This window comes from Streptomyces sp. NPDC091371 (assembly GCF_040684275.1).
GTDB lineage: Bacteria > Actinomycetota > Actinomycetes > Streptomycetales > Streptomycetaceae > Streptomyces.
On the sequence record NZ_JBFBFP010000012.1, the window covers coordinates 34,376 to 61,283 of the forward strand.

22 protein-coding genes are annotated in these 26,908 nt (G+C 71.5%); 17 read left to right on the plus strand and 5 right to left on the minus strand.

The genetic code is table 11. The features are described from left to right. Window positions 1-56: 56 nt before the first annotated feature. On the plus strand, window positions 57-380 hold the full coding sequence (locus AB0O21_RS15930; RefSeq protein WP_365171685.1) for a DUF1801 domain-containing protein: 324 nt from the start codon (window positions 57-59) through the stop codon (window positions 378-380). A gap of 26 nt (window positions 381-406) precedes the next feature. Here the strand turns inward: AB0O21_RS15930 and AB0O21_RS15935 are convergent, their stop codons facing one another. Together AB0O21_RS15935 and speB are read right to left on the minus strand one after the other, a co-directional pair. Then, window positions 407-2,089: a thiamine pyrophosphate-binding protein gene (locus tag AB0O21_RS15935; RefSeq protein WP_365171417.1), complete on the minus strand. Its 1,683-nt coding sequence runs from the start codon at window positions 2,087-2,089 to the stop codon at window positions 407-409. Between the two features lie 27 nt (window positions 2,090-2,116). Beyond that, on the minus strand, window positions 2,117-3,079 hold the full coding sequence (speB, locus tag AB0O21_RS15940; RefSeq protein ID WP_365171419.1) for an agmatinase: 963 nt from the start codon (window positions 3,077-3,079) through the stop codon (window positions 2,117-2,119). 116 nt (window positions 3,080-3,195) lie between these two features. Between speB and AB0O21_RS15945 the strand changes: the two genes are divergently transcribed. The 5 genes from AB0O21_RS15945 to AB0O21_RS15965 all read left to right on the plus strand — a co-directional run bounded on the left by AB0O21_RS15945 (window position 3,196) and on the right by AB0O21_RS15965 (window position 8,856). Further along, window positions 3,196-4,974, plus strand: coding sequence for a helix-turn-helix domain-containing protein (locus AB0O21_RS15945; protein ID WP_365171421.1), 1,779 nt, complete (start codon window positions 3,196-3,198; stop codon window positions 4,972-4,974). 125 nt (window positions 4,975-5,099) lie between these two features. Beyond that, window positions 5,100-5,900 (plus strand): alpha/beta hydrolase, encoded by an 801-nt coding sequence (locus tag AB0O21_RS15950; RefSeq protein WP_365171423.1) that lies wholly within the window; start codon window positions 5,100-5,102, stop codon window positions 5,898-5,900. Between the two features lie 153 nt (window positions 5,901-6,053). Next, on the plus strand, window positions 6,054-7,211 hold the full coding sequence (locus AB0O21_RS15955; protein WP_365171425.1) for an acyl-CoA dehydrogenase family protein: 1,158 nt from the start codon (window positions 6,054-6,056) through the stop codon (window positions 7,209-7,211). 36 nt (window positions 7,212-7,247) lie between these two features. Continuing rightward, entirely contained in the window at window positions 7,248-8,123 is an 876-nt protein-coding gene (locus AB0O21_RS15960) for an acyl-CoA thioesterase II (protein ID WP_365171427.1), read from the plus strand. A 22-nt stretch (window positions 8,124-8,145) separates the two neighbouring features. Further along, a complete protein-coding gene (locus tag AB0O21_RS15965) occupies window positions 8,146-8,856 on the plus strand; it encodes a cation transporter (protein ID WP_365171429.1) in 711 nt (236 codons plus the stop codon). 7 nt (window positions 8,857-8,863) lie between these two features. Here the strand turns inward: AB0O21_RS15965 and AB0O21_RS15970 are convergent, their stop codons facing one another. The 3 genes from AB0O21_RS15970 to AB0O21_RS15980 form a co-directional block, all read right to left on the minus strand. Then, window positions 8,864-9,679 carry a DUF4253 domain-containing protein gene (locus tag AB0O21_RS15970; RefSeq protein WP_365171431.1) on the minus strand — a complete coding sequence of 272 codons (816 nt, stop codon included), beginning with the start codon at window positions 9,677-9,679 and terminating at the stop codon, window positions 8,864-8,866. Window positions 9,680-9,792: 113 nt separating this feature from the next. Further along, complete coding sequence (locus AB0O21_RS15975) at window positions 9,793-10,605, minus strand: phosphatase (protein WP_365171433.1); 813 nt, start codon at window positions 10,603-10,605, stop codon at window positions 9,793-9,795. Window positions 10,606-10,639: 34 nt separating this feature from the next. Beyond that, the gene (locus tag AB0O21_RS15980; protein ID WP_365171435.1) at window positions 10,640-11,218 is read right to left on the minus strand and encodes a TetR/AcrR family transcriptional regulator; all 579 of its coding nucleotides are present in this window, start codon (window positions 11,216-11,218) and stop codon (window positions 10,640-10,642) included. A gap of 108 nt (window positions 11,219-11,326) precedes the next feature. Here AB0O21_RS15980 and AB0O21_RS15985 point away from each other — a divergent pair, with 108 nt between their 5' ends. The 11 genes from AB0O21_RS15985 (at window position 11,327) to AB0O21_RS16035 (ending at window position 26,845) form a co-directional block, all read left to right on the plus strand. Further along, window positions 11,327-12,943: a carboxyl transferase domain-containing protein gene (locus AB0O21_RS15985; protein WP_365171437.1), complete on the plus strand. Its 1,617-nt coding sequence runs from the start codon at window positions 11,327-11,329 to the stop codon at window positions 12,941-12,943. A gap of 5 nt (window positions 12,944-12,948) precedes the next feature. Then, complete coding sequence (locus tag AB0O21_RS15990) at window positions 12,949-15,108, plus strand: acetyl-CoA carboxylase biotin carboxylase subunit (protein ID WP_365171439.1); 2,160 nt, start codon at window positions 12,949-12,951, stop codon at window positions 15,106-15,108. Next, entirely contained in the window at window positions 15,105-16,049 is a 945-nt protein-coding gene (locus tag AB0O21_RS15995) for a hydroxymethylglutaryl-CoA lyase (protein ID WP_365171441.1), read from the plus strand. The genes AB0O21_RS15990 and AB0O21_RS15995 overlap by 4 nt, the downstream gene beginning before the upstream one ends. Window positions 16,050-16,056: 7 nt before the next feature. Next, a complete protein-coding gene (locus tag AB0O21_RS16000) occupies window positions 16,057-17,217 on the plus strand; it encodes an acyl-CoA dehydrogenase family protein (RefSeq protein WP_365171443.1) in 1,161 nt (386 codons plus the stop codon). A gap of 222 nt (window positions 17,218-17,439) precedes the next feature. Further along, a complete protein-coding gene (locus AB0O21_RS16005; protein WP_365171445.1) occupies window positions 17,440-19,392 on the plus strand; it encodes a hypothetical protein in 1,953 nt (650 codons plus the stop codon). 190 nt (window positions 19,393-19,582) lie between these two features. Next, complete coding sequence (locus AB0O21_RS16010; RefSeq protein ID WP_365171447.1) at window positions 19,583-20,620, plus strand: ABC transporter substrate-binding protein; 1,038 nt, start codon at window positions 19,583-19,585, stop codon at window positions 20,618-20,620. A gap of 68 nt (window positions 20,621-20,688) precedes the next feature. Further along, entirely contained in the window at window positions 20,689-21,579 is an 891-nt protein-coding gene (locus tag AB0O21_RS16015; protein WP_365171449.1) for a siderophore-interacting protein, read from the plus strand. A 143-nt stretch (window positions 21,580-21,722) separates the two neighbouring features. Next, window positions 21,723-23,213, plus strand: coding sequence for an aspartate aminotransferase family protein (locus AB0O21_RS16020; protein WP_365171451.1), 1,491 nt, complete (start codon window positions 21,723-21,725; stop codon window positions 23,211-23,213). Beyond that, window positions 23,197-24,498, plus strand: coding sequence for a SidA/IucD/PvdA family monooxygenase (locus tag AB0O21_RS16025; protein WP_365171453.1), 1,302 nt, complete (start codon window positions 23,197-23,199; stop codon window positions 24,496-24,498). The genes AB0O21_RS16020 and AB0O21_RS16025 overlap by 17 nt, the downstream gene beginning before the upstream one ends. Further along, window positions 24,495-25,064, plus strand: coding sequence for a GNAT family N-acetyltransferase (locus AB0O21_RS16030; protein ID WP_365171455.1), 570 nt, complete (start codon window positions 24,495-24,497; stop codon window positions 25,062-25,064). The genes AB0O21_RS16025 and AB0O21_RS16030 overlap by 4 nt, the downstream gene beginning before the upstream one ends. Further along, a complete protein-coding gene (locus AB0O21_RS16035; RefSeq protein ID WP_365171457.1) occupies window positions 25,061-26,845 on the plus strand; it encodes an IucA/IucC family siderophore biosynthesis protein in 1,785 nt (594 codons plus the stop codon). The genes AB0O21_RS16030 and AB0O21_RS16035 overlap by 4 nt, the downstream gene beginning before the upstream one ends. Window positions 26,846-26,908: the final 63 nt, after the last annotated feature.

The following is a 26,908-nucleotide window of genomic DNA, read 5'->3' on the forward strand; positions in this document are numbered from 1 at the left end:
GCCTCCCCGTTCGTCCTGTCCTGCCGGAAGCGCCAACGTCCCGACCGGCTGATTTCATCCCGCCGCAACAATCGAACGGGGTCGTGACCAGGCTGCGGGAGCTGTGCCGGGCGGAGCTGGAGGGCTTCGAGGAGGTCATGGCGTACGGGATGCCGGTGTACGAACGGGACGGCGTCGGCGAGATCGCGTTCGCGAGCCAGAAGCAGTACGTCTCCTTCCACCTCATGCGCACGGACGTCCGGGACGCCTTCGCCGAGGCCCTGGCCGGCCATGACACGGGCAAGGGCTGCCTGCGCTTCCGCAAGCCGGAGTCCATCGACTTCGACCTGGTCCGCGACCTCCTGCGCGCGACGGCGGCCCGGCCGGGCCCGATCTGCTGACGGGCCCGCCCCGGCTCCGGCCGCTCCTAGAGGTGCGTCGGGGCGAACATCTTGAGGGTGGCCGGGAGGACGAGGACCGAGGGGCCGGGAGTACCGAGGGCCTTCTTCAGGTCGTCCTTCAGGGTTTCCGGGCTCGTCGTGGCGGCCGGGACGCCGAAGGACCCGGCCAGGGCCACGAAGTCGGGGCGGGTGAGTTCGGTGGCCGTGGCGCGGCCGAAGGAGTCCGTCATGTACTCGCGCAGGATGCCGTAGCCGCCGTCGTCCACGATCAGCCAGGTGACGTCCAGGTCGTGCTGGCGCGCGGTGGCCAGTTCGGAGACCGAGTACATCGCCCCACCGTCGCCCGAGACCGCCAGCACCGGGGTGTCCGGCTCCGCGAGGGCCGCGCCGAGCGCGGCCGGGAAGGCGTAGCCGAGGCCGCCCGCGCCCTGCGCCGAGTGCATGGTGTTGGGGTGCTTAGGGTCGAAGGCCGACCAGGCCCAGTACGACAGGATCGTCATGTCCCAGAAGGACGGGGAGCGGGGCGGCAGGGCCTGGCGGATGGAGGTCAGGAGCTGCTGCTCACGCGCCACGTCCTGGGTGGCGAGGCGGTCCGCGACGGCGGCGAGGAGCAGCTTCACGCGCTCGGGGGCGGTCGGGTCCTCGCGGACGGGCACCGTTTCCAGGAGGGCCTGGAGCGCGAGGCGGGCGTCCGCGTGGATGCCCAGGGCCGGGTGGTTGGACTCCAGCTTGCCGAGGTCGGCCTCGATCTGGACGACCCGGCCCGTGGGGAAGAACGTGTGGTAGTTCGAGGACAGTTCGCCCAGGCCGGAGCCCACGACGAGGAGGACGTCCGCGTCCTCCAGGAAGTCCGTCGTGTGGCGGTCCTCCAGCCAGGACTGGAGGGACAGCGGGTGCGTCCACGGGAAGGCGCCCTTGCCGCCGAAGGTGGTGACGACGGGGGCGTTCAGGCGTTCGGCGAGCTGCCGCAGCTTGCCGGAGGCGTCGGCGCGGACCACTCCGCCGCCCGCGATGATCACGGGGCGCTCCGCCTTCGCCAGCCAGTGGGCGGCCAGCGCGGTGAGCTCCGGGCGGGGGGCCAGTTCGTGCGGGGTCGCGTCCATGCCCGTGACCTGGGGGATCAGCGTTTCCGCACGCAGCACGTCCTCCGGGATCTCCACCCAGACGGGGCCGTGCGGGGCGGTCAGCGCCGACTCCCAGGCCTCCGCGATGACGGAGGGGATCTGGGAGGGGGTGCGGGCGAGGTGGACCGACTTCACCACCTCGCGGAAGGAGGCGGACTGGTCGCGCAGCTCGTGCAGGTGGCCGCGGCGCCCGCCGCCCAGGCCGGGGGTCGGGACCTGGGAGGAGACCGCCAGGACGGGGGCCGAGGCGGCCGCGGCCTCGGCGAGGGCCGGCAGGGCCATGAGGGCGCCGGGGCCGGTCGAGAGGAGCAGCGGGACCGCTTCGCCCGTGAGGCGGCCGTACGCGTCGGCGGCGAAGGCCGCGTTGTTCTCCGTACGGAGCCCGATGAGGCGGAGGTCGGAGCGGCCGACGGCGTCGAAGAGGCCGAGGGCGTGCTGGCCCGGCAGGCCGAACACGGTGGTCGCGCCGAGCGAGCGCAGCGTCTCCACGACCAGGTCCCCGCCCGTGCGGCCCGGTGGCGGCGCCAGGGCGGCGGCCGTCTGGGCTTCGGTGGGGCGGAGAACCAGGTCGTGGTCGTGCGTCACGGGTGCGTGGTGCCCTTCTTGCTGCGCTTACTTCGCCTTCGCCGCCGCGATCTGGCGGCTCATGATCGTGGTGAGCTCGTACGCGGTGTGCGAGGCCGCGACCGAGGTGATCTCCGCGTGATCGTACGCCGGGGCCACCTCGACCACATCCGCCGAAACCAGGTTGCAGGAGGACAGGCCCCGGATGATCTCCAGCAGCTCGCGGGAGGTCATGCCGCCCGCCTCCGGGGTGCCGGTGCCGGGCGCGTGGGCCGGGTCGAGCACGTCGATGTCGATGGAGATGTAGAGGGGGCGGTCGCCGATGCGCTGGCGCAGCTGGTCGGCGATCTCGTCGGCGCCGCGGCGGTAGACGTCGGCGGAGGTGACGATGCCGAAGCCCATCTTGGCGTCGTCGTCCAGGTCCTGCTTGCCGTAGAGCGGGCCGCGGGTGCCGACGTGGGACAGCGCCTCGGTGTCGAGGATGCCCTCCTCGACGGCGCGGCGGAACGGGGTGCCGTGGGTGTACTCGGCGCCGAAGTACGTGTCCCAGGTGTCGAGGTGCGCGTCGAAGTGGAGGAGCGCGACCGGGCCGTGCTTCTTCGCGACGGAGCGCAGGAGGGGGAGGGCGATGGTGTGGTCGCCGCCGAGGGTCATCAGGCGGGAGCCGGCGTTCAGCAGCTCGTCGGCGGCGGCCTCGACGGTCTCGACGGCCTCGTTGATGTTGAAGGGGTTCACGGCGATGTCGCCGGCGTCCGCGACCTGCGCGAGGGCGAAGGGGGAGGCGTCCTGCGCCGGGTTGTACGGGCGCAGCAGGCGCGAGGCCTCGCGGATCGCGTTGCCGCCGAAGCGGGCGCCGGGGCGGTAGGAGACGCCCGAGTCGAAGGGCACGCCGACGACGGCGACGTCGGCGGAGCCGACCTCGTCGAGGCGGGGCAGCCGGGCGAAGGTCGCCGGGCCCGCGTAGCGCGGGATGCGGGAGGAGTCGACGGGTCCGCGCGGCTGCGTGCTCATGAGGGGTGCCCTTCCGGATGGCTGATCGGTGCGGTCCTTCGAGCGTAAGCGGACACCTCGGGCGCGCGAAGTGTACGTTTCATCCACTACAGGCCACAGATGTGTACGGAGTATCCATGGAGCTGCCTCCTGCCGACGGCGCGGAGCGGGCGGGCGGGGGCCCGCGGCCCACGCCGCCGACCGAGCCGGTCCGGCTCGCCGCCCTGCTCGGCACGGACGGGCTGGGGCTGCGGCTGCTGGGGGGCGGCGCCGACGTCCGGGTCCACGGCGTCCACGCCTCGGAGATGGCGGACCCCTCCCCGTACCTCCTGGGCGGAGAACTCCTGCTGACGGCGGGCGCCGACCTCACGGGGGCCTCGCCGGCCGGGCAGGCGGGGGAGGCCGTCGCCGGGCTGGCGGGCAGCACCGGGCAGGCCGGCGGTGGCGGGGAGGCCGAGGAGTATGTGCGGCGGCTCGTGCGGGCCGGGGTGGCCGCGCTCGGGTTCGGGGTGACCCCCGTGCACGAGACGGTGCCGCGGACCCTCGTCGAGGCCTGCGAACGGCACGGCCTGCCGCTGCTGGAGGTCCCACCGGCGACCCCCTTCACGGCGGTCGCCCGCGCCGTCTGGCGGCTGATGGCCGAGGCCCGCACCCGCGAGCTGCGCCGGGTGACCGAGGCCCAGCAGTCCCTGGCCGCGGCCGCCGCCCGCCCCGATCCGGTCCCGGCGGTGCTTTCCCGCCTCGCGGCGAGCCTCGGCGGCCACGTCACGCTCTGGCCGGACGGCCGCTCGGCGGGCGCCCCGCCGCCCCCCGGGGCGGCAGCGGCCCTGCACGCGCTGCTGGCCCGGGCCGGGCGGCCGGGCGGCCCCTCGACGGCGACCGACCAGGCCGCGGGGTGGCACCTCGCGGCGTATGCCCTGGGCCGCCCAACGCCTGCGGCGGGCTCCGCCCCCGAAACCCCCGCGCCCCGGCCCGGCTCCGCGCCCGCCACCCCCGCGGCCCAGCCCGGCCCCGCCCCCGACAGCCTCCCGGCCACGGGCACAGTCCCCGCCACCGCGCCGGGCCGGCCCGCGCCCGGCCCCGGCACCTCCGCGAGCCGGGCCGGAGGCTCCGGGACCCCCGCGAACCAGCCCGGACCCAGCGCCCCCGCCGGCCTGCCGGAACCCGGCCCCGCCACCGCGCTCGGGGTCGCCGCCCCGGCGCGCTCCCCCGGGGACCACACCATCGCCTCGGTGGCGGCGGTGCTGCTGAGCCTGCTCACCACCCACCGCCCGGCCAGGGCAGAGGCCGCGGCCCTCACCCGGCTGCTCCTCGGCGGGTCCCCGGCCGACGCCCTCGCCCCCGGGCCCTGGTACGTCGTCCACGCCCGCGGCGCAGCCGACCCGCACGCCCTGGCGGCCGCGCTGGGCACCGTACTGCTGGACGCACAGGGGGATCGCGTACGCCTGCTCGCCGACCGGGAGCCCGCCGTGCAGCCGGGGTGGCGCCTGGGGGTGAGCGCCCCGGCCGGGCCGGCGGAGCTGGCGACGGCAGACGCCCAGGCCCGGCGCGCCCTGGAACGGGCGGAGGCGGCCCGCACCCCGCTCGGGCGGCCCGCCGACCCCGGCTTCGCGGGGCTGGTCGGCGAGGCCGAGGCCCGCGCCCACGCCGAGGCCCTGCTGGCCCCGCTGAACCCCGCGCTGCGCGAAACCCTGCGCGCCTGGCTGGCCCACCACGGCAGCTGGGACCGCACCGCCGCCGCGCTCGGCGTCCACCGCAACACGGTCCGCCAGCGGATCTCCCGGGCCGCCGCCCTCCTGGACCGCGACCTGGACGATCCGGACACCCGCATGGAGCTGTGGTTCGCCCTGCGCTGGGAGGCCACTCCCCCCGCAGCGCGTCCCGCACCGCCTCCGGAAGCCGGGCCCCACGCCTGAGGGCGACCCGGTGCACGGCGCGGAGCGAATCGCCGAGAATTTCGTCGCCGCGGCCGATGAGTTCGGCGTGCCCCGGCAGTCAACCCTCTCGAACGAGCGAGTGATCTTTCGAGAAGGGTGAGTCGATGAGCTACGCCGAGGTGAACGGCCTGTCGTTGTACTTCGAGGAGCACGGCCCGGCCGCGGACGGTGACGGCGGCGACCCGCTGGTGCTGCTGCACGGCGGGCTGGGGAGTGGTGAGATGTTCGCGCCGCTGCTGCCCGCACTCGCCGAGCGGCGCCGGGTCCTCGTCGTCGACCTCCAGGCCCACGGCCGCACGGCGGACATCGACCGCCCGCTGCAGGCGGAGCTGATGGCCGACGACGTCGCCGCCCTGCTCAAGGAGGTCGGCGCGGAGCGGGCTGACCTGCTCGGCTACTCCCTGGGCGCCGAAGTCGCCCTGCGCACCGCCATCCAGCACCCGGGCCTCGTGCGCCGCTTGGTCGTGGTCTCCGCTCCCGCCCGGCGGGACGGCTGGTTTCCCGAGGTCAGGGCCCAGATGGACCAGATGAGCGCGGCGGCCGCCGAGCCGATGAAGCAGTCCCCGGTCTACGACGCGTACGCCCGCCTCGCGCCCCGGGCGGAGGACTGGCCGGTCCTCGTCGGCAAGGTGGCCGAGCTGGTGCAGCAGGACTACGACTGGACGTCCGAGATCACCGGGATCACTGCGCCCACCCTGCTGGTGTTCGGTGACGCCGACGCGGTGCCGCCCGCCCACATGGCCGAGTTCTTCGGCCTGCTCGGCGGGGGCCGGAAGGACCCGGGCTGGGACGGATCGGGCCGTCCGGCATCCCGGCTGGCCGTCCTGCCGGGCGCCACGCACTATGACCTCTTCGCCTCCCCGCTCCTGCCGGCGGCCGTGGTCCCCTTCCTCGACGAGGCCTGACTCACGTCCCGGACTCTGGACAGGGAGGACAACTCGCGGGTAACTTAACCTGAGCAAGCGCTTAGGTATCAGCCATCATTCGAGGGACCACGACGGCGCACAACCACCTCCGCGAGAGCGGCGGTGGTTCAGCCGCAAAGAGGGGAGTCGGCCGTGCGCCGTACGGTGTTCAACGAGGACCACGAGGCATTCCGCGAGACCATCCGCGCCTTCATCGAGGCCGAGGTCGTCCCCGTCTACGACGAGTGGTTCGCCGCGGGCCAGGCTCCGCGCGACTTCTACTACAAGCTCGGCGAGCTGGGCCTGTTCGGCATCAACGTCCCCGAGGAGTTCGGCGGCGCGGGCCTGGACACCCACAAGTTCGAAGCCGTGCTCTACGAAGAGACCTCGCGCGCGGGCGTCCAGTTCGGCGGCTCGGGCGTGCACGTGCTGCTGGCGCTCCCCTACATCAAGATGCTCGCCAACGACGAGCAGAAGAAGCGTTACCTCGAGAAGTTCGTCACCGGCGAGGAGATGTGGGCCCTCGCGATGACCGAGCCGGGCACCGGTTCCGACGTCGCGGGCATGAAGACCACCGCCAAGCTCTCCGAGGACGGCACGCACTACGTCCTCAACGGCGCCAAGACCTTCATCACCGGTGGCGTCCACGCCGACCGCGTGATCGTCTGCGCCCGCACCTCCGCCCCGACGGCCGAGGACCGCCGCTCCGGCATCTCGCTGTTCGCCGTGGACACCAAGTCCGAGGGCTACTCCATCGGCCGCAAGCTGGACAAGCTCGGCCTGCGCACCTCCGACACCGCCGAGCTGGCGTTCGTCGACGTGAAGGTGCCGGTCGAGGACCTGCTCGGCGAGGAGGGCAAGGGCTTCTACTACCTCGGCCACAACCTGGCGTCCGAGCGCTGGGGCATCGCCTTCGGCGCGTACGCGCAGGCCGCCGCGGCCGTCCGGTTCGCCCAGCAGTACGTCACGGACCGCACCGTCTTCGGCAAGCCGGTCGCGCACTTCCAGAACACCAAGTTCGAACTGGCCTCCTGCCAGGCCGAGGTGGACGCGGCCCAGGCCGTCGCCGACCGCGCCCTGGAGGCCCTGGACGCGGGCGAGCTGACCCCGGCCGAGGCCGCCAGCGCCAAGCTGTTCTGCACCGAGGTCGCGCACCGCGTGATCGACAAGTGCCTCCAGCTGCACGGCGGTTACGGCTACATGAACGAGTACCCGATCGCCCGTCTGTACGCCGACAACCGCGTCAACCGCATCTACGGCGGTACCAGCGAGATCATGAAGTCCATCATCGCCAAGTCCATGGGTCTTTAAGGCTCGTAAGTCCGTCAAGGCACTTACGCTTCCCCCATGAACGAGGCACTGACGACGCTCCTCGATCTGCTCGACCTCGAGCAGATCGAGGAGAACATCTTCCGCGGTACCAGCCGTCCTTCGCTGGTGCCGCGCGTCTTCGGCGGCCAGGTCGCGGCCCAGGCGCTGGTCGCGGCCGGCCGGACCGTGCCCGAGGACCGCACCGCGCACTCGCTGCACTCGTACTTCCTGCGCGCCGGGGACGCGGGCGCGCCCATCGTCTACTCGGTGGACCGGATCCGCGACGGGCGCTCCTTCACCACCCGCCGGGTGGTCGCCGTCCAGCACGGCCAGCCGATCTTCCACCTCTCCGCGTCGTTCCAGACGTACGAGGAAGGGCTCGACCACCAGGCCGCCATGCCCGCCGCCCCGGACCCGGAGTCCCTGCCGACGGCGGAGCAGTCCCTGCCCGCCTACCGGGACGTCTTCCGCGACCCGGGCGTGGTGGAGCGGCTGATCGACGCGCGCGGCGCGGTGGACCTGCGGTACGCGACGACCCCGCCGTGGGGCAGCGTCGGCGAGCCGATCGAACCCCACACGCAGGTGTGGTTCCGTACGGCCGACAAGCTGGAGAGCGACGACCCGCTGCTGCACACCTGCCTGGCCACGTACGTCTCCGACATGACCCTGCTCGACTCGGTGCTGCTCGCGCACGGCCGGGGCGGCTGGGCCGTCGGCGACGTGGTCGGCGCCTCCCTCGACCACGCGATGTGGTTCCACCGGCCGTTCCGCGCGGACGAATGGCTGCTGTACGACCAGGAGTCGCCGTCGGCGGCCGCCGGGCGGGGCCTGGGCCAGGCCCGGATCTGGACCCAGGACGGGCGGCTGGCCGTGACGGTCATCCAGGAGGGTGTCGTACGCGTTCCGCGCTGATCATCGGACAAAACGTCGGTCCATGACATCCGAAGCGGGAGCGGAAGCGGAATCCGAGAGCGTCGGCACCGTGATCGTCGCCGCTCTGACCAACCTGGGGATCGCCGCCGCGAAGGCGTTCGGCGGGATCGTCAGCGGATCGAGCGCGATGCTGTCGGAGGCCGCGCACTCGGTGGCCGACACGGTGACCGAAGTACTGCTCCTGACCTCCCTCAAGCGCAGCGCGAAGCCCGCGGACGAGGCGCACCCTCTGGGCTACGGGCCCGAGCGGTACATCTGGGCGCTGCTCGCCTCGATCGCGACCTTCGTCGGCGGCGCGGTGTTCGCGATGTACGACGGCATCCACACGCTCGTGCACGGCGAGGGGGCGCAGCTCACCGGCTCGGGCGCGTACGACGGGGTGGCCTCGCTGCTGATCGAGCTGCTGCTGGTGTGGGTGGCGTGGGAGCTGGGCCGCTCCAACGCGCAGTACCTGATCGGGCGGCCGCTGCCGGCGCCGATGCGGGGCGAGGTCCGGGAGGTGCTGCTGGGCGTGCCGCACGTGGCGGCGGTCCTCGAACTCACCACGCTGGTGCAGGGCCCGGCGGAGGTGCTGATCGCGGCGAAGGTCGACTTCCACGACCTGGCCACCGCCGGGCAGGTGGAGGCGGCGTGCGAGGACGCGGAGTCCCGCCTGCGCGACCGCTTCCCGGCGATCCGCCGGGTGTACCTGGACCCGACGCCGGCCCCGTGACCCGCCCTCAGTCCCACCAGAACGACCAGTGCGCCGAGCCGACAATCGCCTCCTCGGCGTAGTCGCGCACGGTGCCGGAGCCCTGCCAGACGTTGTCCGGGCAGAAGGCGAAGTGCTCGGCGGCCACAGGCAGGGCCTGGGCGAGGGTGCGGGGCGGTGCCGGGACGTACAGGTCGAGGCTCGCGAAGCCGAGCGCCAGGACGCGGGCGCCGAAGCGGTCCTCCCAGGAGCGCAGCACGGCGGCGATCCTGGCCATGTCGTTCTCGTGGTTGACCGGGCCGGACCAGCCGATGGCGGCGGGCACGTCGGCGCCCCGCCGGGCCGGGACCAGGGCCAGGCGGGGGCGCCCCAGCACGCCGTCCCGGATGAGCTCGCGGGCGAGTGCGCCGGCCCCCGCGGCCGGGTCCCCGACCGCCGCCCCCGCCATGGCGAGGCCCGGCCAGTCCCGCCCGAAGGGCGCGATCAGGTCCTCCCCCTCCGCCCCTTCCTCGGGGTCGGGCACCACCGCGTCCCAGAAGTCCCGCAGCACCGGCTGGACGTGGTGGTCGTCCGGGTCGGAGGTCAGGTGCGGATCCAGGTAGTCCTCGTCGTCCCACCACTCCTGGGGCCCATGCCGGTCGTGCAGCAGCACGGCCTGGAGCCCGGCGGGCGCGGGATACGCGGAGGCCGGGGCGTCGACCGGCTCGTCGGAGAGCCACAGCAACGTCTCCGACCGAGCCCGCCGCAGCCGGCTCCGCCGGACGGGCCGACTGACAAGCCGGCCCGCGGGCAGACCGGGGGGCGCGGATCCGAGCGCCGACAGCGGGTTCACGGACTTGTCCATGCCCCGAACGTAAGGGCCCGCACTGACAACCCCGGGGGATCCGGCGAAACCCAGCCCCGCCGGCGTTTGAGGCGCGGGGTACGGGGCGGAGCCCCGGGGGGCGGCCCGCCGGGCTACTCCTCCAGAAGGCCCGCCGCGGCGAGGAGGTAGGCCACCATCGGGTCGTAGAAGCGCGGGTCGCGGACGTGGTCGTCCAGGGGGACCGCCACCTGGAGGGTGCCCTCCGCCTCGCCGAGGAACAGCGCGGGGTCGTTGCAGTCCGCGTAGCCCACCGCGTCCAGGCCGCGCTGCGCCGCGCAGCCCGCCCAGCCGTGGTCGGCGACGACCAGGCCCGGCTGCGGGCGGTTCGAAGCCGCCAGCCCGTCCAGGATCGCGGCCATCGGCTCCGGCGAGTGCGTGTGCCACAGCGTCGCGCCCCGCTCCAGGACCGCGACGTCCGCGAACTGCCACACCGAGCCCTCGTCCGCGACCAGGCCGGAGGGGATGACCACGATCTCGCAGCCCGCCGCCCGCAGCGCCGCGGCCGTCGCCCGGTGGACGTCCAGCAGCCCGCCCGGGTGCCCCGTGGCGAACAGCACGCTCTGCCGGTCCAGGGCCGCCTTCCGCAGCCGCGCGGCCATCCGGTCCAGGCCGGCCACGGTCAGCTCGGGGTCGATGGTGTCCTGGCCCACGCGGAACGCCGGGTCGTCCACGACGCCGACGCGCTCGGCCATGACCGCCAGTACGTCCTGCTCGTCGGTCCAGCGGTCGCCCAGCTCCAGGCCGAGCCAGTAGTGCCGGTCGCCGTTGGCGAGCTTCCTGTAGTGGGAGAGGTTGTTCTCGCGCGGGGTCGCGACCTGCCCCGCGATCCGCGTGCGGACCAGGTGGTCGATGAGCTCGGCTCGGCTGGGGACTGGCGTCTCTATCGGCTTCGGCATACGGGCCATTCTGCCGCCGCCCGGCCGGAGGCGCCGCGTCCGCTCAGTCCGACAGGGCCGCGAACGCCCCGTGCGCCAGCCGCCGCAGCAGCGACTCCGTGGCCTCCCGGCCGAGCGCCGCCAGGTGCGGGGTGGAGTTCAGCAGGCCGAAGACCGCGTGCACGGAGACCCGTACCTCGGCCTCGCCGACCTCGGGGTGCAGCCGGCGTACGACGTCCACCCACAGCTCCACGTACTGGCGCTGCAGCTGCCGTACGAGCTTGCGGTCGGCCTCCCGCAGCCGGTCGAGCTCCCGGTCGTGCAGGGTGATCAGCGCCCGGTCGTCGAGGGCGAAGTCGATGTGGCCGTCGATGAGGGAGGACAGCAGGGCCGCCGGATCCCCGCCGGCTTCCTCCACGCGCCGGCGCCCGCCGGTCAGCAGCCGCTCGCTGATCCCGACGAGCAGCTCGGCGAGCATGGCGTCCTTGCCCGCGAAGTGCCGGTACAGGCCGGGGCCGCTGATGCCCACCGCGGCCCCTATCTCGTCGACGCCGACCCCGTGGAACCCGCGTGCGGCGAAGAGGCGGGCGGCCTCACTGAGGATCTGCTCGCGTCGGGTCGGGGCGGCCGCTCTGGTGCTCATGGGAATCCATTCTAGACAGGGCGGTTAGCGCTCGTTAACCTAAGGCGCATACACGTTAACGACCATTAACAGTGTGCACAGTGTGGACCGAGCAAGGGAGCTCGACCGATGCAGCAGGCACCAGTGCTGACGACCGCCGCGGACCCGGCGTCCGAGGCCTGGCGGACCAACGAGGCCGCCCACCGCGAGCTCGCCGAGGGCCTGCGCGCCCGGCTCGACGCGGCCCGCCTCGGTGGCGGCGAGAAGGCCCGCGCCCGCCACACCGCCCGCGGGAAGCTCCTCCCCCGCGACCGCGTGGACACCCTCCTCGACCCCGGGTCCCCCTTCCTGGAGCTGGCCCCGCTGGCCGCCGAGGGCATGTACGGGGGCGCGGCGCCCGCCGCCGGGGTCATCGCGGGCATCGGCCGGGTCAGCGGCCGCGAGTGCGTCATCGTCGCGAACGACGCCACCGTCAAGGGCGGCACGTACTACCCGATGACGGTGAAGAAGCACCTGCGGGCGCAGGAGGTGGCGCTGGAGAACCGGCTCCCCTGCCTGTACCTCGTGGACTCCGGCGGCGCCTTCCTGCCCATGCAGGACGAGGTCTTCCCCGACCGGGAGCACTTCGGCCGCATCTTCTACAACCAGGCCCGCATGTCGGGCGCCGGCATCCCGCAGATCGCGGCCGTCCTCGGCTCCTGCACGGCGGGCGGGGCGTACGTCCCGGCGATGAGCGACGAGGCCGTCATCGTCCGCGGCCAGGGCACGATCTTCCTGGGCGGCCCGCCGCTGGTGAAGGCCGCCACCGGCGAGGTGGTCACGGCCGAGGAGCTCGGCGGCGGCGAGGTCCACTCCCGGATCTCGGGCGTGACGGACCACCTGGCGGAGGACGACGCGCACGCGCTGCGGATCGTACGGAACATCGTGGCGACCCTGCCCGAGCGCGGGGCCCTGCCCTGGTCGGTCGAGGCGCCGGAAGAACCGAAGGTGGACCCGTACGGGCTGTACGGCGCGGTCCCCGTCGACTCCCGCACCCCCTACGACGCCCGCGAGATCATCGCGCGGATCGTGGACGGCTCCCGCTTCCAGGAGTTCAAGTCCGAGTTCGGCCAGACCCTGGTCACCGGCTTCGCCCGGATCCACGGCCACCCGGTCGGCATCATCGCCAACAACGGCATCCTGTTCGCCGAATCCGCCCAGAAGGGCGCCCACTTCATCGAGCTGTGCGACCAGCGCGGCATCCCGCTCCTCTTCCTCCAGAACATCTCCGGCTTCATGGTCGGCAAGGACTACGAGGCCGGCGGCATCGCCAAGCACGGCGCCAAGATGGTCACGGCCGTGGCCTGCGCCCGGGTCCCGAAGCTGACCGTGGTGGTCGGCGGCTCCTACGGCGCGGGCAACTACTCGATGTGCGGCCGGGCGTACTCGCCGCGCTTCCTGTGGATGTGGCCCAACGCCAAGATCTCCGTGATGGGCGGGGAGCAGGCGGCCTCCGTCCTGGCCACGGTCAAGCGCGACCAGATCGAGGGCGCGGGCCAGGAGTGGCCCGCCGAGGACGAGGAGGCCTTCAAGGCCCCGGTCCGCGCGCAGTACGAGGAGCAGGGCAACGCCTACTACGCCACGGCGCGGCTGTGGGACGACGGGGTCATCGACCCGATGGAGACCCGGCAGGTGCTGGGACTGGCCCTGACCGCGTGCGCGAACGCCCCGCTGGGCGAGCCGCGCTTCGGCATCTTCCGGATGTGAGGACCATGTTTACGACTGTTCTGGTCGCCAACCGCGGCGAGATCGCGGTACGCGTCATCCGCACCCTGCGCGAACTGGGCGTGCGGTCGGTGGCCGTCTTCAGCGACGCGGACGCCGACGCGCGCCACGTACGGGAGGCCGACACGGCCGTCCGGATCGGCCCGGCGGCCGCCGCCGAGAGCTACCTCTCGGTGGAGCGGCTGCTCGACGCCGCCCGGCGGACGGGCGCCGAGGCGATCCACCCGGGCTACGGCTTCCTCGCGGAGAACGCGGCCTTCGCGGCCGCGTGCGCGGAGGCCGGGCTGACCTTCATCGGCCCGCCCGCCTCCGCGATCTCCCTGATGGGCGACAAGATCCGGGCCAAGGAGACCGTGCGCGCCGCCGGTGTCCCGGTGGTCCCGGGCTCCTCCGGCAGCGGCCTGTCGGACGCCGAACTGGTCGCCGCCGCCGAGGAGATCGGCATGCCGGTGCTGCTGAAGCCCTCGGCGGGCGGCGGCGGCAAGGGCATGAGGCTGGTGCGGGACGCGGCCGTACTGGGCGAGGAGATCGCGGCGGCCCGCCGCGAGGCCCGCTCCTCCTTCGGCGACGACACCCTGCTGGTGGAGCGCTGGGTGGACCGGCCCCGGCACATCGAGATCCAGGTGCTCGCCGACTCCTTCGGGAACGTGGTGCACCTGGGCGAGCGCGAGTGCTCGCTGCAGCGCCGCCACCAGAAGGTGATCGAGGAGGCGCCGTCGGTCCTGCTGGACGAGAAGACGCGCGCGGCGATGGGCGCGGCGGCGGTGGACGCGGCCCGCTCGTGCGGGTACGTCGGCGCGGGCACGGTGGAGTTCATCGTCCCGGGCGGGGACCCGTCCTCGTACTACTTCATGGAAATGAACACCCGCCTCCAGGTCGAGCACCCGGTGACGGAGCTGATCACGGGCCTGGACCTGGTGGAGCAGCAGCTGCGCGTCGCCTCCGGCGCGGCCCTGCCCGTCACCCAGGACGAGATCCGGCTGACCGGCCACGCGATCGAGGCCCGCGTCTGCGCGGAGGACCCGGCACGGGGGTTCCTGCCGTCCGGCGGTACGGTCCTGGCGCTGTCCGAGCCGTCGGGCGGGGCGGTCCGTACGGACTCCGGGCTGACGGCGGGCGTGCCGGTGGGGTCGACGTACGACCCGATGCTGTCGAAGGTGATCGTCCACGGGCCGGACAGGGCGGCAGCCCTGCGCATGCTGCGGGCTGCTCTGGCCGACACGGTGATCCTGGGTGTCCAGACGAATGCGGGGTTCCTGCGTCGTCTGCTGGCCCACCCGGATGTGGTGTCGGGCGACCTGGATACCGGGCTGGTCGAGCGGGACCTCCCCACCCTGCTGCCGGAGGGCGTCCCGGCCGAGGTGTACGCGGCGGCGGCGCTGCTGAAGGGCTCTTTCCCCCACCCCGCCCCTTCCCGTAACTGGGGCTCCGCCCCAGACCCCGCGCCTCAAACGCCGGCGGGGCTGGGGGTGGCTGCGCCTGGCCACGGCGGCGGCTCTGCCGGGTGGGTCGACCCGTTCGACTCTGCCAACGGCTGGCGCCTCGGCGGCACCCCTGCCTGGACGGTGCACCACTTCCGGCTTCCCGGCCAGGACCCGGTCGAGGTCCGCACCCGGACCTCGGGCTCCGGAACCGAGCTCGTACTGACCGACTCCGGTACCGATCCAGCCTCGCCGGCGTTTGAGGCGCGGGGTCTGGGGCAGAGCCCCAGCGCACCGGCCCACGGCCGCATCGTCAACCGAACCACCGGCCACCTCACCATCGAGCTGGACGGCATCACGCACACCTTCAGCCACGCCACCTCCCCGGAGGGGACCTGGCTCGGCCGCGACGCCGACTCCTGGCACGTGCAGACCTACGACCCCGTGATGGCGAACCTCACCGGCGCGGGCCGGGCCGGCGCAGACACCCTGGCCGCCCCCATGCCCGGCACCGTCACCGTCGTCAAGGTGGCCGTCGGGGACAAGGTGACCGCCGGTCAGAGCCTGCTCGTCGTGGAGGCGATGAAGATGGAGCACGTCATCTCCGCCCCGCACTCCGGCACCGTCACCGAGCTCGACGTGACCCCTGGAAGCACGGTCGCCATGGACCAGGTCCTGGCCGTCGTCACCCCGGAAGCGGAAGCGGAAGCGGAGGCGGGCGCATGAGCGTCGGGCTTCCCATGACCGTTCCGGCGCCCGGGCTCCCGGCCCGGGTCCGCATCCACGAGGTCGGCGCCCGCGACGGGCTGCAGAACGAGAAGACGGCCGTACCCACGGAGGTGAAGGCGGAGTTCATCCGCCGCCTCGCCGCCGCCGGGCTGACCACGATCGAGGCCACCAGCTTCGTGCACCCCAAGTGGGTGCCGCAGCTGGCCGACGCCGAGCAGCTGTTCCCGCTGCTCGCAGACGTGGGGGCGGCCGGCGCCGCGCTCCCGGTCCTCGTGCCCAACGAGCGCGGCCTGGACCGCGCGCTGGCCCTGGGGGCCACCCGTATCGCCGTCTTCGGCTCGGCCACCGAGACCTTCGCGTCCCGGAACCTGAACCGGACCGTCGCCGAGTCCCTCGCCATGTTCGAGCCCGTCGTGGCCCGGGCCAAGGACGGCGGGGCGCATGTCCGCGGCTACCTCTCCATGTGCTTCGGCGACCCTTGGGAGGGCGCGGTCCCCGTCCACCAGGTGGTCTCCGTCGCCAAGGCCCTGCTGGACCTCGGCTGTGACGAGCTGAGTCTCGGCGACACCATCGGCGTCGCCACCCCGGGGCACGTCCAGGCCCTCCTCACCGGCCTCAACGCGGCCGGCGTCGGCACCGACCGCATCGGCGTGCACTTCCACGACACCTACGGCCAGGCCCTGTCCAACACCCTCGCCGCGCTCCAGCACGGCGTGACCACCGTCGACGCCTCCGCGGGCGGCCTCGGCGGATGCCCGTACGCGAAGAGCGCCACCGGCAACCTCGCGACCGAGGACCTGGTGTGGATGCTCGACGGCCTCGGCATCGAGACCGGGGTCGATCTGGCCGCCCTCACCGCCACGAGCGTGTGGATGGCCGAACAGCTGGGGCGTCCCAGCCCCTCCCGTACCGTCCGCGCCCTCTCCCACAAGGAGTAACGAGAACATGTCCCTCGACCACCGGCTCACCCCCGAGCACGAGGAACTCCGCCGCACCGTCGAGGCGTTCGCGCACGACGTGATCGCCCCGAAGATCGGCGACCTGTACGAGCGGCACGAGTTCCCGTACGAGATCGTCGCCGAGATGGGCCGCATGGGCCTGTTCGGCCTGCCCTTCCCGGAGGAGTACGGCGGCATGGGCGGCGACTACCTCGCCCTCGGCATCGCCCTGGAGGAGCTGGCCCGGGTCGACTCCTCGGTCGCCATCACCCTGGAGGCGGGGGTCTCCCTCGGCGCCATGCCGATCTACCTCTTCGGCTCCGAGGAGCAGAAGAGGCAGTGGCTGCCGAAGATGTGCTCCGGCGAGATCCTCGGCGCCTTCGGCCTGACCGAGCCCGGCGCGGGCTCGGACGCCGGCGGCACCCGCACCACCGCCGTCCGGGACGGCGACGAGTGGGTCATCAACGGCTCGAAGTGCTTCATCACCAACTCCGGTACGGACATCACCGGCCTGGTCACCGTCACCGCCGTGACGGGCCGCAAGGCGGACGGCCGCCCGGAGATCTCCTCGATCATCGTCCCGTCCGGCACGCCCGGCTTCACGGTGGCCGCCCCGTACTCCAAGGTCGGCTGGAACTCCTCGGACACGCGTGAGCTGTCCTTCGACGACGTGCGGGTCCCGCTCGCGAACCTCGTCGGCGAGGAGGGCCGCGGCTACGCGCAGTTCCTGCGCATCCTGGACGAGGGCCGGATCGCCATCTCGGCGCTGGCCACCGGCCTCGCGCAGGGCTGTGTGGACGAGTCCGTGAAGTACGCGAAGGAGCGGCACGCCTTCGGCAAGGCCATCGGCGACAACCAGGCCATCCAGTTCAAGCTGGCCGACATGGAGATGCGCGCCCACATGGCCCGCATCGGCTGGCGCGACGCGGCCTCGCGCCTCGTCGCGGGCGAGCCGTTCAAGAAGGAGGCGGCGATCGCGAAGCTGTACTCCTCGACGGTCGCCGTCGACAACGCCCGTGAGGCGACGCAGATCCACGGCGGCTACGGATTCATGAACGAGTACCCGGTGGCGCGCATGTGGCGGGACTCGAAGATCCTGGAGATCGGCGAGGGCACGAGCGAGGTCCAGCGCATGCTGATCGCCCGTGAGCTGGGCTTCAACGGCTGATCCCTGCCCTTTTCGAAGCGGCCCGCGATTCTTCGCGGGCCGCTTTTCGCATCTTGCATGACTAATCATGAGATCGAGGCATTTCTGAGTGTTGCCGCGTATGCGCGATTTGCCGGTGTTACGTTCCTGGCCGCGCGTCGCGCCGCAGTCTCCGCAGCAGCGGGAGAACCGGCGTGTTGGTGAAGGCGCGCTCCGGCCTCGAACCAATGAGGAGAAACCCTCGTGATCAGTTCCGTGCAGCCGCCCGGGCCTCAGAGCAGGCGCCGAGTCAGGGCCGCGCTCGTCACAGCCACGCTCGCCGCCTCGCTCACAGTGCCCGCGGCACTGAACGCTCAGGCGCTGGCGGCCGTCCAACTGTGTGGGACGACGGCGACCTCGCTCAACAACAGCCGCTTCGAGATCGACCTCAGCGCAAACCTGGTCGTCAACGGCGGAGCCGGCTGCATCGACTGGCTCACCGGCGGCACGGGCACCGAATTCCGCCCCGGCGTGCTGCCGAAGTACGACAAGCCGAGCGGATCCGGCGACGACTCCTTCGGCCAGGGCACGGCGGAGAACAACCCGAACCCGACCATCGTCACCGGCTCGATCCCGCCGGGCAAGGACGACCTGAAGGCCTTCGGCGTCTTCACGGAGACGACCACGACGCCGAAGTTCCTCGAACTGTTCTGGACCCGCGTGCAGAGTCCGCAGGGCACGGCGACGGTGGACTTCGAGCTGAACCAGAAGTTCTGCGACACGTCGGCGCTTCCGACGAACTGCGCCATGAACGGGCCCACCGAGACGGCGACTCCCGTCCGCACCCCGGGCGACAAGCTGATCACGTACGACCTCTCCGGGAACCAAACCAAGGTCGTCTCCATCTCCATCCGCGAATGGAACGCCGCCGGCACGGCCTGGGGTCCGTCCACGACCATCAGTGGCGGCGCGAACCCGCTGGCGCTCGGTTCGATCAACACCATCGCCATCCCGCAGAACCAGGCCGGCGGCCCGCCCCCGCCTCCCGCCACCAACGACGGCCTCGGCCCGCTGGACCCGTTCACGTTCGGCGAGGCGGCGATCTCGTACACCGCGCTCTTCCCGAACGGCGGTGGGTGCAGGTCGTTCGGCTCGGCCTACGCGAAGAGCCGCGCCTCGAACTCGTTCAACGCCGAGGTGAAGGACTTCATCGCTCCTGAGCGGGTGCAGATCACCAACTGCACGTCCCTCATCACCCAGGTGACGGAAACCCCGGTGACGGTCGGCGACCCGATCAGCGACACCGCCACCCTGGGCGGCGCCACCGACGACGCGACCGGCACGATCACCTTCCACCTCTTCAACGAGCAGGGCTGCCCGGCCGACAGCGAGATCGAGACCGACCTCGTCCCCGTCACGGTGGACGGCCCCGGCGACTACTTCTCCGGGGAGGTCACCCCCACCGAAGTCGGCACCTACTACTGGACCGCCGAGTACGTGAGCGGTGACAACAACAACGCCAACAGCGCCACCGCCTGCGGTGACTCCGGCGAAACGGTCGTGATCGACAAGAGGCAGCCGACGATCGCGACCCTCCTCGACCGCGACACGATCAACGTCGGCGAGTCGACCTTCGACACGGCGACGCTGAGCGGCGGAAGCATGGCGCCGGTGGCGCTCCCGAGCGGCACGGTCACTTACACCGTGTACTCGAACAACACCTGCACGGCCGGGGCGCGGGATGCCGGCACGAAGAACGTCACGAACGGGGTGGTCGACCCCTCGGATTCCCTGACATTCGACACGCTCGGCACCTTCTACTGGCAGGCCTCCTACAGCGGTGACGCCAACAATGAGGCCGCCATCAGCGCGTGCACGTCCGAGCCGCTGGTCGTGACCACGGCGGCATCGCGGATCTCGACCACGCAGTCGTTCTTCCCGAACGACTCGGCCACCGTCTCCTCCGACTTCGGGACTCCGACCGGGACCGTCAAGTTCCGCCTGTACAACAACGCCACGTGCACGGGCACCCCCATCCACGACTCGGGGGACGTGCCCCTCGTCAACGGGTCGGCCTCGACGAACAACACCACCGACCGGGTATCCACCACCGGCACCTACCGGTGGCTGGTCGAGTACTCCGGCGATGCCTCCCACGACCCCGTCACCAGCGAGTGCGGTACGGAGAACACCGCCCTCACCGTCAACAACGGCTGACCCCGTAGCAGCGGTGGAACAGGGCCGGTTCTAGGCCCGGATGCACCCCGAGCGGCCCGCGTACCCACGCGGGCCGCTTCGGCGTTCCCGAAGAAAGTTAGGTCCCCCTTACCAACTTCAGCCAAGGTTAGGCTAACCTTCCCTCCGAACGGCCCAGTGGCCACCGGCACGCACGAAATCGGACATCGACATGCCCAAGTCCCGCACCTCCTCCTTCACCCGCCGCGGAATCATCGCGGCCGGCGGCGCCCTCGGCCTCGTCGCGGCGCTCGCCGCGTGCGGCGGCACCGACAAGGCCAAGGACGGTGCGGGCGACAAGAGCTCCGCGGCCTCGGGCACCTGGACCTTCATGGACGACGCCTCCAAGAAGGAGGTCAGCACCAAGTCGAAGCCGAAGAACATCGTCGCCTTCACCGGTACCGCGGCCGCGCTCTACGACTACGGCATCCCGGTCAAGGGCGTCTTCGGCCCGACCAAGACCGCCGACGGCAAGCCCGACGTCCAGGCCGGCTCGATGGACATCTCGAAGGTGGAGATCCTCGGCAACGTCTACGACGAGTTCAACGTCGAGAAGTACGCGGCCCTCCAGCCCGACCTGCTCGTCACGAACACCTGGGACGGCACGTACTGGTACGTCCCGGAGGCCTCCAAGGACAAGATCCTGAAGCTGGCCCCGGCCGCCGCCATCTCCGTGGGCGGCGACGCCACCCTCGACAAGGCCCTGGAGCGCACCGCCGACCTCGCCAAGTCCCTCGGCGCCGACATGAACGCCAAGAACACCGTCGACGCCAAGGCCCGCTTCGAGGCCGCCGCCGCGAAGCTGCGCGAGGCCACCAAGGCCAACCCGGGCGTCAAGGTGCTCGTCGGCTCCGGCTCCGCCGACCTGTTCTACGTCTCCACCCCGGACACCTCGGCAGACCTGAAGTACTTCAAGTCCCTCGGCGTCGAGTTCGTCACCCCGGAGAAGCTCGAAGAGGGCGGCTTCTTCGAGAGCCTCAGCTGGGAGAACGCCGGCAAGTACAAGGCCGACGTCGTCCTGCTCGACAACCGCACCGGCACCCTGCAGCCGGAGGAGCTGAAGGCGAAGGCCACCTGGGCCGAGCTGCCCGCCGTCAAGGCCGGCCAGATCACCCCGCGCGTGACCGAGCCGATCTACTCGTACGCCAAGTGCGCGCAGATCCTGGAGGACCTCGCGAAGTCCATCCAGAACGCCAAGAAGGTCAGCTGACCAGCAGCCAGTACCGGGCCCGGCGCGCCCCCGCGCGCCGGGCCCCTTTCATCGGGGGGACCCACCGCATGACCACCGCACCGGAAGCGGCCCACTTCCGCTTCTTCGAGCTCGAAGTGCTCCGCACCCGCCGCCTCGGCCACTCGTTCCTGCGCGTCACGTTCGGGGTTACGTCCCCCGCGGGCTTCCGCTCGGGCGGTTTCGACCAGAGCCTCTCGCTCTTCCTGCCGCCCGACGGCCGGGAGCACACCGTGCTCCCGTCCACGGACGAGGACACCTGGTTCGGCGCCTGGCGCGGGATGCCGGACGAGGAGCGTCCGGTGATGCGGTCCTACACGGTGCGCGAACAGCGCCGGACGCCCGAGGGCGCCGACGAGGTCGACATCGACTTCGTACTCCACGGGGATGCGTCGCCGGCCTCCCGCTGGGCCGGACGGGCGGCGACCGGCCGCCGGATCCTGGCGATCGGGCCGGCCGTCGCCGAGAACAAGTCCGTACGCTTCCAGCCCCCGGCGACCGCCGACGCGATCTGGATGTACGCGGACGAGACCGCGCTGCCGGCCGCGGCCGCGATCCTGGAGCGGCTGCCGTCCGGGACGGCGGTCCGGGCCTGGTTCGAAGTACCGCACGAGGACGACCGGCTCGCGCTGTCGACGCCCGCCCGGGCCGACATCACCTGGATCGTGCGCGGCGCGGCCATCGGCCCCGAGCGCACGGAGCGGGTACTGAGCGCGCTGCGCTCGGCGGAACCCGGCGCCGCCGAAGCCCCGTACGTCTGGCTGGCGGGCGAGGCGGGCACGGTGCGCGCGACGCGCCGCCACTTCGTGCAGGAACGATCCGTCGACCGCCGCTCGGTGCGGTTCACCGGCTACTGGCGGCTCGGCGCGAGCGAGGAGCAGCTCCTCGCCGAGGCGTACGCGGGCCAGTCCCCCAGCGAGGAGCCGACCTCCGAGCTGTAGTCAATTCCCGTACTGCACAAGGCATTTGAGAGATGGGCCCCGGCTTCCGGCCGGGGCCCATCTCTCTTTGTCATTGAGGTTAGGTTAGGCTAACCTAACTTCATCACCCCCCGCCCCCCGCTTCCCTGCCCGGAGGAAAGTTGATGCGCTCGCATCTGCTGAATGAGACGACCGCGGACCTCTACCGGCGTTCCGTCACCGAGGGAGTCGAACGCGTCGCCGCCAAACTCGCGGGCACGCGGCGTCCTCACACCGGCATCTCCGTCGACGAACTCGCCCCGGTCATCAACCGGATCGACCTGGACAAGCCGCTCGAAGACCCGGCCGCCGTCCTCGACGAGCTGGAGGACGTGTACCTGCGCGACGCGGTGTACTTCCACCACCCGCGCTACCTCGGCCACCTCAACTGCCCGGTCGTCATCCCGGCCGTGCTCGGCGAGGCCGTCCTCTCAGCCGTCAACTCCTCCCTCGACACCTGGGACCAGTCCATCGGCGGCACGCTCATCGAGCGCCGCCTCATCGACTGGGCCGCCCAGCGCATCGGCCTCGGCCCCGCCGCCGACGGCATCTTCACCTCCGGCGGCAGCCAGTCGAACTTCCACGCGCTGCTGCTCGCCCGCGACGAGGCCTGCCGCATCGTCATGAAGCGGGAGATGGAGCGGGGCCGCGAGCTCACCAAGGCCGAACTGCTCCCGAAGCTGCGCATCTTCACGTCCGAGGCCAGCCACTTCAGCGTGAAGAAGTCGGCCGCCATGCTCGGGCTCGGCTACGAGGCCGTCATCGCCGTCCCGGTGGACCGCAATCGCCGCATGGACACCTCCGTCCTCGCCCTGGAGCTGGAGGCCTGCGCCGCCGAGGGCCTCTTCCCGATGGCCGTCGTCGCCACCGCCGGCACCACCGACTTCGGGTCCATCGACCCGCTCCCCGAGATCGCCCAGCTGGCCGCCGAGCACTCCGCGTGGATGCACGTGGACGCCGCGTACGGCTGCGGACTGCTGGTCTCCCCCACCCGCCGGCACCTCCTCGACGGCATAGAGCACGCCGACTCGGTGACGGTCGACTACCACAAGTCCTTCTTCCAGCCGGTCAGCTCCAGCGCCGTGCTGGTCCGCGACCGCGACACGATGAAGCACGCCACGTACCACGCGGACTACCTCAACCCGCGCCGGATGGCCGAGGAGCTCATCCCCAACCAGGTCGACAAGTCCATCCAGACAACGCGCCGCTTCGACGCCCTCAAGCTCTGGATGACCCTGCGCGTCATGGGCGCCGACGGCGTCGGCTCGCTCTTCGACGAGGTCGTCGACCTGGCCGCCGCGGGGTACGAGGTCATCGCCGCCGACCCGCGCTTCGAGGTCGTCGTCCGCCCGCAGATCTCCACCCTGGTCTTCCGCTACGTGCCGGGGGGCGACATCCGCCCGGACCTGGTCGACGAAGCGAACCTGCACGCCCGCAAGGCCCTGTTCGCCTCCGGTGAGGCCGTCGTCGCCGGCACCAAGGTGGACGGGAACCAGTACCTGAAGTTCACCCTGCTCAACCCGCAGACCACGGCGGCCGACATCACGGCCGTACTCGACCTCCTCGCCACCCACGCCGCGCAGTTCCTGGGAGACTCCCTTGCCGTCCACCGTTAAGCCCCACGACTTCATCGGAATCGGCCTCGGTCCCTTCAACCTGGGACTCGCCTGCCTGACCGCCCCGATCGGCGAACTCGACGGCCTCTTCATCGAGTCGAAGCCGCACTTCGAGTGGCACGCCGGAATGTTCCTGGACGGCGCGCACCTGCAGACGCCGTTCATGTCGGACCTGGTCACCCTCGCCGACCCGACCTCGCCCTTCTCCTTCCTGAGCTACCTGAAGGACAAGGACCGGCTGTACTCCTTCTACATCCGGGAGAACTTCTACCCGCTGCGGGCCGAGTACAACGACTACTGCCGCTGGGCCGCCGACCGGCTCGACAACGTCCTGTACTCCACCTCCGTCACCGAGGTCACGTACGACGAAACGGCCGGCCTCTACGAGGTCCACACCAACCGCGGCGAGACCCACCTCGCCCGCCGCCTGGTCCTGGGCACCGGCACCCCGCCGCACGTGCCCGATTCCTGCGCCGGCCTGGGCGGCGACTTCCTGCACAACTCCGCGTACATGCGGCACAAGGCCGAGCTCCAGCAGAAGAAGTCCATCACCCTGATCGGCTCGGGCCAGAGCGCCGCCGAGATCTACTACGACCTCCTCGCCGAGATCGACACGTACGGCTACCAGCTCAACTGGGTGACCCGCTCACCCCGCTTCTTCCCCCTCGAATACACCAAGCTGACGCTGGAGATGACCTCCCCCGAGTACGTGGACTACTTCCACGCGCTCCCGGAGGACACCCGCTACCGCCTGGAAACCCAGCAGAAGAACCTCTTCAAGGGCATCGACGGCGAGCTCATCAACGCCATCTTCGACCTGCTCTACCAGAAGAAGATCACCATGCCGGGCGCGGTCCCGACCACGCTGCTCACCAACACCTCCCTGAACTCCACGGCGTACGACACCACCACGGGCACGTACACCCTGGGTCTGCGCCAGGAGGAGCAGGAGCGGGACTTCTCCCTCACCACCGAGGGCCTCGTCCTCGCGACCGGCTACAAGTACACCGTCCCGGACTTCCTCTCCCCCGTCCGCGACCGCCTCGTCTTCGACGGCCACGGCCGCCTGGACGCCGCGCGCAACTACAGCGTGGACACCACCGGGCGCGGCGTGTACCTGCAGAACGGCACCACGCACAACCACTCCCTCACCTCGCCCGACCTGGGCATGGCCGCGTACCGCAACGCGTACATCATCGGTGAGCTGCTCGGCCGCGAGTACTACAAGGTCGAGAAGTCCATCGCGTTCCAGCAGTTCGCAGTTCCGGAAGGCACGGCAGCATGAGCACCACCACGGAAACCCTCTTCACCCGCGAGGACGCCGCCCTCGGCACCTTCTCGATCCGCCCGCTGGACCCCTTCGCGGACGCGGAGCTCCTGCACGGCTGGGTCACCCACCCCAAGGCCTCGTTCTGGATGATGCAGGACGCCTCCCTCCCGGACGTCGAGCGCGAGTACATGCGCATCGCCGCCGCCGAGCACCACCAGGCCTTCATCGGCCTCCACGAGGGCCGCCCGGCCTTCCTGATGGAGAGCTACGACCCTTCGAAGCTCGAACTGGTCGGCCTGTACGACCCCCAGCCCGGGGACGTCGGCATGCACTTCCTGGTCGCCCCGGCCGAGACCCCGATCACCGGCTTCACCCGCGCGGTGATCACCACGGTCATGTCCGCCCTGTTCGCCGACCCGGCGACCGCGCGTGTCGTGGTCGAACCGGACGTCCGCAACACGGCGGTCCACGCCCTCAACGAGGCGGTCGGCTTCGTCCCGGACGGCCCCGTCCAGAAGCCGGAGAAGGAAGCCCTCCTCAGCTTCTGCACCCGCGCCCAGTTCGAGGCGGCCACGATATGAGCCTCGCCGACGCCGTGTCCCACCTCTCCCCGGAACTGTGGGCGCGGGCGAACCGCGCCCTCGTCCGCAAGGCGCTCGCGGAGTTCTCCCACGAACGCCTCCTCACCCCCGCGCCGCTGGATTCCGGCCTCTACTCGGTCCGCAGCGACGACGGCACGGTCGAGTACCGCTTCCGCGCGACCCTCCACGCCCTGGACCACTGGGCGGTGGACGAGTCCTCGATCACCCGCCATGTGGACGGCACCCCGCAGGAACTGGACGCCCTCGACTTCCACATCGAGCTCCAGCAGGCCCTGGGCCTGAGCGCGGAGGTCCTCCCGGTCTACCTGGAGGAGATCTCCTCCACCCTGGCCGGCACGGGCTTCAAGTACACGAAGCCCCAGCTCTCCTCGGCGGTCCTCTCCAAGTCCTCCTTCCAGGACATCGAAACGGGCATGACCGAGGGCCACCCGTGCTTCGTCGCGAACAACGGCCGTCTCGGCTTCAGCGTGCACGAGTACCTCTCGTACGCCCCGGAGACGGCGAGCCCGGTCCACCTGGTGTGGGTGGCGGCCCGCAAGGACGTGTCCACCTTCACGGCGGGCGCGGGCCTGGACCACGACTCGTTCATGCGCGAGGAACTGGGCGAGCCGGCGATCGCGGGATTCGCCGCCAAGCTGGCGGCCCTCGGCCTGGACCTGGCGGACTACCACCTCTTCCCGGTCCACCCGTGGCAGTGGTGGAACAAGACGACGGTCACCTTCGCGGCCGAGATCGCCAACCGCCGCCTGGTCCTGCTGGGCGAGGGGTCGGACGCCTACCTCCCGCAGCAGTCGATCCGTACCTTCTTCAACACCACCACCCCCACGAAGCACTACGTGAAGACGGCCATCTCGGTCCTCAACATGGGCTTCATGCGCGGCCTCTCCGCCGCCTACATGGAGGCCACCCCGGCCATCAACGACTGGCTGCACCAGCTGATCGAGGGGGACTCCGTCCTCCAGTCCGTGGACTTCTCGATCATCCGCGAGCGGGCGGCGATCGGCTACCACCACCGCCAGTACGAGCGCGCGACGGACCGCTACTCGCCGTACCGCAAAATGCTGGCGGCGCTGTGGCGCGAGTCCCCGGTGAACTCGCTGCGGGACGGGGAGCGCCTGGCCACGATGGCCTCCCTCCTCCATGTGGACGCGGAGGGCAAGTCCTTCGTGGGCGCCCTGATCGAGGAATCCGGCCTCACCCCTTCCGAGTGGCTGAAGCCCTACCTCCGCGCCTACCTGCTCCCCCTCCTGCACTGCTTCTACCAGTACGACCTCGCCTACATGCCGCACGGCGAGAACACCATCCTGGTCATCAAGGACGGCGTCGTTCAGCGGGCGATCTTCAAGGACATCGCCGAAGAGATCGTGATCATGGACGTCGACGCGGTGCTCCCGCCGGCCGTCGAGCGCATCAAGGCCGACATCCCGGAGGACATGAAGCTGCTGTCGATCTTCACGGACGTCTTCGACTGCTTCTTCCGCTTCCTGAACTCGATCCTGGTCTCGGAAGGCATCTGCACCGAGGAAACCTTCTGGCGGGCCGTGGCCGACTGCGCCCACGACTACCAGGACTCGGTCCCGGCCCTGGCGGAGCGCTTCGCCCGCTACGACCTCTTCACTCCCGAGTTCCAGCTGTCCTGCCTGAACCGCCTCCAGCTGCGCAACAACAAGCAGATGGTCGACCTCGCCGACCCGTCCGCCGCGCTCCAGCTGATCGGCACCCTCAAGAACCCCGTCGCGCCCTACGCCGCGCGGCGGTGAACAGGGGGCGGGCGCGCTTTCCGAATACGGTCCCTCGGGAGCGCGCCCGCTCCTCCGCCGCAC

Excerpts from the sequence above, each read along its gene's own strand:
- AB0O21_RS16035 (WP_365171457.1), top strand. The coding sequence starts at position 25,061 with ATGAGCCTCGCCGACGCCGTGTCCCACCTCTCCCCGGAACTGTGGGCG.
- AB0O21_RS15975 (WP_365171433.1), bottom strand. The coding sequence starts at position 10,605 with ATGGCCCGTATGCCGAAGCCGATAGAGACGCCAGTCCCCAGCCGAGCC.
- AB0O21_RS15945 (WP_365171421.1), top strand. The coding sequence starts at position 3,196 with ATGGAGCTGCCTCCTGCCGACGGCGCGGAGCGGGCGGGCGGGGGCCCG.
- speB (WP_365171419.1), bottom strand. The coding sequence starts at position 3,079 with ATGAGCACGCAGCCGCGCGGACCCGTCGACTCCTCCCGCATCCCGCGC.
- AB0O21_RS15985 (WP_365171437.1), top strand. The coding sequence starts at position 11,327 with ATGCAGCAGGCACCAGTGCTGACGACCGCCGCGGACCCGGCGTCCGAG.
- AB0O21_RS16010 (WP_365171447.1), top strand. The coding sequence starts at position 19,583 with ATGCCCAAGTCCCGCACCTCCTCCTTCACCCGCCGCGGAATCATCGCG.
- AB0O21_RS15970 (WP_365171431.1), bottom strand. The coding sequence starts at position 9,679 with ATGGACAAGTCCGTGAACCCGCTGTCGGCGCTCGGATCCGCGCCCCCC.
- AB0O21_RS15990 (WP_365171439.1), top strand. The coding sequence starts at position 12,949 with ATGTTTACGACTGTTCTGGTCGCCAACCGCGGCGAGATCGCGGTACGC.
- AB0O21_RS16020 (WP_365171451.1), top strand. The coding sequence starts at position 21,723 with ATGCGCTCGCATCTGCTGAATGAGACGACCGCGGACCTCTACCGGCGT.
- AB0O21_RS15960 (WP_365171427.1), top strand. The coding sequence starts at position 7,248 with ATGAACGAGGCACTGACGACGCTCCTCGATCTGCTCGACCTCGAGCAG.
- AB0O21_RS16015 (WP_365171449.1), top strand. The coding sequence starts at position 20,689 with ATGACCACCGCACCGGAAGCGGCCCACTTCCGCTTCTTCGAGCTCGAA.
- AB0O21_RS15980 (WP_365171435.1), bottom strand. The coding sequence starts at position 11,218 with ATGAGCACCAGAGCGGCCGCCCCGACCCGACGCGAGCAGATCCTCAGT.
- AB0O21_RS15950 (WP_365171423.1), top strand. The coding sequence starts at position 5,100 with ATGAGCTACGCCGAGGTGAACGGCCTGTCGTTGTACTTCGAGGAGCAC.
- AB0O21_RS16000 (WP_365171443.1), top strand. The coding sequence starts at position 16,057 with ATGTCCCTCGACCACCGGCTCACCCCCGAGCACGAGGAACTCCGCCGC.
- AB0O21_RS16030 (WP_365171455.1), top strand. The coding sequence starts at position 24,495 with ATGAGCACCACCACGGAAACCCTCTTCACCCGCGAGGACGCCGCCCTC.
- AB0O21_RS15965 (WP_365171429.1), top strand. The coding sequence starts at position 8,146 with ATGACATCCGAAGCGGGAGCGGAAGCGGAATCCGAGAGCGTCGGCACC.
- AB0O21_RS15995 (WP_365171441.1), top strand. The coding sequence starts at position 15,105 with ATGAGCGTCGGGCTTCCCATGACCGTTCCGGCGCCCGGGCTCCCGGCC.